We start from the raw sequence: 558 nt of genomic DNA, 5'->3' as shown, positions 1-558 counted from the left end.
CCGTCGGCCCGCACCACGAGCCCACTGTCCCAACTGGTAGCTTTCACCCGGAGGGTGCCCCTTGCTTCGCGACGTTCTTGATCTAGTCAATCCAGATCATCGCAGGTCGGGGGCACCCCTTCTACTATCAGGGCGTCAGATCAGGGGCCAGCCAGCGTCGTAGCTGAATTCACGAGGTTGACGTACCCGGCAAGCTTGAGCGCACCGCGGATCAGGTCGCGGACGGCGGCGAGGACTGAGGGCGTGTTGTGGGTTCCTGGGACTTGTCCTCGCTGAAGGTTACATCCCGACACCAGTGGACGGTGTTCTCCACCGTCCAGTGCCCGCGAGCCCATGAAGCGATCTCGGCGGCACTCGCCTCCTCGGCGGGCAGGTCGGTGATGGCGTAGACGGTCTCGCTGGACCACTTCTTCGCGCCGTAGAGACGGCGTCTGCGCTGGATGCGCAGGACCTGGGCCGCGTGGGGGAAGAGCAGGCCGTTGACGGTGACGACTTGGACGAGACGCTGTTCGTGGCGGCCGTGGCCGCGGGCGTCGTCGCGGTGGATGACGGGGATCT

The 558-nt window shown here is 65.6% G+C and carries 1 pseudogene; it reads right to left on the bottom strand.

The annotated features are described in order from the left end of the window. Positions 1-176: 176 nt before the first annotated feature. Positions 177-558: pseudogene (locus tag AC3ET4_RS30965) on the bottom strand (transposase); the annotation flags it as partial.

It is taken from the genome of Actinacidiphila sp. bgisy167 (assembly GCF_057707665.1).
Note: the sequence above shows the minus strand (reverse complement) of the source record. Positions and strands in the feature narration are given on the sequence as shown.